Here is a 3,945-nt window from a genome sequence, read left to right as displayed (position 1 = left end):
AACTCGATTTACAAATACATCGTAAATATGTTCAACACTTTCTAAAGTAAAACCTTTAAACTTTTCGTCTAATGGCACAAATGGACTGTATTCGCTAGCATTCTCGTGAGTTTTAACTTGTACTGTATTGATTCCGAATTTATTAGCAGCTTGCGTAAAGTTAGGCAAAGTTCCAAAAACACCAATAGAACCAGTTATTGTATTTTCTTCTGCAAATATTTTATCTGCGTTGCAAGCAATGTAATATCCGCCAGAAGCTGCATAATTTCCCATAGAAACCACAACTGGTTTAACTTTTTTAGTCAATTCTATTTCTCTCCAAATTAATTCAGATGTTAATGCATTTCCGCCAGGACTATCAATTCTAAGTACAATTGCTTTTACATTTTTATCTTTTCTTGCTTCTTGTAACGATCTTCGCATTGCACCTTCGGCAATTACAGTTACGTCACCTTCGCCACTTTGTATTTCGCCTTGAGCATAAATAACTGCAATTTTATCTTTTGCATCAAAGTTTATTGAGTTTGTAGCCACTTTTTCTGTATAATCTTCAATTGAAACGGAATCATAATCTTCATCTTCATCAATTTTTAATACTTTTTTAATATCAGAATGATAGACATCTTCATAAGCAATTTTATCAATAAGTTTCTCATTTATAGCCATTTCTGGAGTTCTTGCAAGCAATCCGTTGGCTACTAAATTCAATCGTTCTACAGATACATTTCTACTTTTAGAAACTTCTGTAATTACAGAACTCCATACTGAATTTAGTAATGCTGAAGTTTGTTCTTTATTGGCATCACTCATTTTATTTTCTAAAAATGGTTCTACCGCACTTTTATATTTTCCATGACGAATTACTTCTACTTTTACACCAGATTTTTCTTGAAAATCTTTAAAAAACATAATCTCGGCAGATAATCCTTTAAATTCTAATTCTCCAATTGGATTTAAATAAATACTGTTGGCAACCGAGTTTAAATAATAATCGCGTTGCGAATAATAATCTGCATAAGAATAAACAAACTTTCCAGATTTTTTAAAGCTTTCAAGTTCATCTCTAAGTGCTTTTGTTTGCGCCAATCCTAAAGCTGATGTATTATTTAAAATAGAAATTCCTTTAATTTTATCATCTGTTTTAGCATATTCTATGGCTTTTATAACATCAAATAATCCATCGTGTTTGGCTTTAAAAAAATCAAAATCTTTATAATTTACTTTTCCTGCATAGTCATTATTAATTTTAGATAAATCTAATTCTATTACAGAATTACTCTTTACTTGAACGGTTTCGTCGCTATTACCAAACAAAGCACCAATTAACAATATCCCAAAAAAACAAATCATTAAAAACAAAAACAAACCAACAATTGTGGCCAATACATTTCCTAAAAATCTCATACTTTAATCTTTTTCTTTATTAGTAGTTAAAAACTCAATTTGTTACAAATCATTACCTTAAAGTTTTCACAAAAATAGTTATTAACAGATGCTACAAATATACTTTATTTCTAAAATTCTTTTAGTTATTTTGCCAAGTATGAATAAGCAACACAATATTGTACTTTCTCTTGGCAGTAATCTTGGCAATCGTCAAGAAAATATTGATCAATGTATTGAAATGTTGCATAACGAAGTTGGTACAATTGTAAAAGTTTCTTCGTTGTACGAATCTGATTCTTGGGGTTTTAAAAGCGATTCTTTTTATAATTGTTGCGTTTTACTTCATACAAATAAATCTGCACAAAAAGTTTTAAAAAGTTGTTTAAAAATTGAAAAAAAACTGGGCAGAACAAGAAATGAAAGTAAAGAATATCAAGCAAGAATAATTGATATTGACATTATTTCTGTTGATGAAGAAGTTTTTGTGTCGGGTAATTTACAAATTCCGCACAAACATTTACAAGATAGATTGTTTGTAATTGTGCCAATGAAAGAAGTTGTAACAGATTGGAAACATCCTATTTTGCAAAAATCTATATCCGAATTAATTTCAATTTGTACAGATAAATCTAATTGTGTAAAACTTTTAAAACTTGAAAGTCCATTATCAAAAATTAAATTAGAACAATTTAATTATATTGTTATTGAAGGAAATATTGGCGCAGGAAAAACTACACTAACAACAAAAATTGCAGAAGATTTTAATGCAAAAACAGTTTTAGAACGCTTTGTAGACAATCCATTTTTACCTAAATTTTATAAAGACCAAAACCGTTATGCTTTTCCGCTAGAAATGTCTTTTTTGGCGGATAGATACCAACAAATATCAGATGATTTAGCTCAATTTGACCTTTTTAAAGATTTTGTTATTGCCGATTATCATATTTTTAAATCGTTAATATTTGCTAAAGTTACCCTTGCAGAAGATGAAGTGCGACTATACAAAACGTTGTTTGATATTATCTACAAAGAAATGCCAAAACCAGATTTGTATGTCTATTTGTATCAAAATACCGAGCGACTTTTACAAAATATAAAACGTAGAGGAAGAAGTTATGAGCAAGAAATACCGGCGGAATATCTAGAAAAAATAAACAATGGATATTTAGATTATATAAAAACCCAAAAAGATTTGAATGTATTAATCATAGATGTTTCTGAGTTGGATTTTCTAAAAAATCAAGAAGATTATATTTTTATTTTGAATGAAATTAAAAAGAAACTTGATTAATGTTTCATTTTTGTAAAAATATCCCAAATAACAATTCCTGCACTTACAGATATATTTAATGAATGTTTGGTTCCCAATTGCGGAATTTCTAATGTTCCGTCACACATTTTAATTGCATCTTGAGAAACGCCATACACTTCATTTCCAAAAACTAAAGCGTATTTATGATCTTGAATTGGAGTAAAATTATTTAACAATATTGAATTTTCAACTTGCTCAATTGCTAATACTTTTACTGAATTTTCTTTTAGGTTAGAAATTACTTCCAAAACATTACTATGATATTCCCAAGCCACAGTTTCTGTAGCACCAAGTGCCGTTTTATGAATTTCTTTATTTGGCGGAATTGCAGTTATACCACACAGATAAATTTTTTCAATTAAAAAAGCATCACAAGTTCTAAAAACAGAACCAATATTATTTAAACTCCTAATATCATCAAGAATAATAATAATTGGTGTTTTTTTAGAATTTTTAAAATCTTCAACACTTTTTCTTTCTAATTCTATATTCTCTAATTTTCTCATTTATTTTGTACTATTCAAAAAAAAACCACGCATTATACGTGGTTTTTGCATTCTATAATTTTAAAATTTAGCTTTTTGTAGTTTCTACAACTGGTGTAGTTGCTGCTGGTAAAACCGTTCCTTTAATTGTTAAAAGTTTAGTTTCTCCTTGAACAGCATTACTTTTTAATGTTATAGTTTTTTCAAATGGTTGTCCAGCTCTGTTTGTGTCATATTTTACTCCAATTACAGCTTTTTCACCTGGAGCAATTGGATCTTTAGGATAAGTTGGTACAGTACAACCGCAAGAACCATTAGCACTTGTAATAATTAATGGCTTGTTTCCATTATTTACAAATACAAATTCTCTTTTTCCATCAGCATTGTGAGGAATTGTTCCATAATCTATAACATCACTTTCAAAAAGCATTCCTGCACCTTCAACAGTTGGAATTTTTGGAGTGGCAACTTTAGTTGTAGCAACTTTTTTAGTTTTTTTTGCTTTAGTTTGAGCATTTGCAGTACTTAAACTAAATACAGACAACAATGCAATTAATACTATTTTTTTCATTTTATGGTTCTTTTATAATTTTTAATTAAGCAAATTTAGTTAAAAAAAATAATTCACATCACAATGAAAAGCAATTTTTTATTAAATGAAATGTTAATGGCACTTTTTCATTTTAAATAATTAAATTCGTGCACACAATTTAAAAATAAAATTATAGTGTCATCCAAAGAAAACGAGGTAAAAGAAACACC

General features: G+C 28.5%; 4 protein-coding genes. 1 reads left to right on the top strand and 3 read right to left on the bottom strand.

What is annotated here, in order from left to right:
* On the bottom strand, positions 1-1,404 hold a 1,404-nt coding region (sppA, locus tag ACH2BO_RS13130), incomplete at its 3' end, for a signal peptide peptidase SppA (RefSeq protein WP_395045185.1).
* Between the two features lie 139 nt (positions 1,405-1,543).
* Between sppA and folK the strand changes: the two genes are divergently transcribed.
* On the top strand, positions 1,544-2,677 hold the full coding sequence (gene folK / locus ACH2BO_RS13125; RefSeq protein WP_395045186.1) for a 2-amino-4-hydroxy-6-hydroxymethyldihydropteridine diphosphokinase: 1,134 nt from the start codon (positions 1,544-1,546) through the stop codon (positions 2,675-2,677).
* On the opposite strand, the gene ACH2BO_RS13120 is transcribed toward folK, so the two are convergent.
* Both ACH2BO_RS13120 and ACH2BO_RS13115 read right to left on the bottom strand, forming a co-directional pair.
* Positions 2,674-3,204 (bottom strand): RNA methyltransferase, encoded by a 531-nt coding sequence (locus ACH2BO_RS13120; protein WP_395045184.1) that lies wholly within the window; start codon positions 3,202-3,204, stop codon positions 2,674-2,676. The genes folK and ACH2BO_RS13120 overlap by 4 nt on opposite strands.
* A gap of 67 nt (positions 3,205-3,271) precedes the next feature.
* Positions 3,272-3,754 (bottom strand): DUF1573 domain-containing protein, encoded by a 483-nt coding sequence (locus ACH2BO_RS13115; protein WP_395045183.1) that lies wholly within the window; start codon positions 3,752-3,754, stop codon positions 3,272-3,274.
* Positions 3,755-3,945 lie beyond the last annotated feature (191 nt).

Source organism: Flavobacterium sp., from assembly GCF_043773265.1.
Taxonomy (GTDB): Bacteria; Bacteroidota; Bacteroidia; order Flavobacteriales; family Flavobacteriaceae; genus Flavobacterium.
Note: the sequence above shows the minus strand (reverse complement) of the source record. Positions and strands in the feature narration are given on the sequence as shown.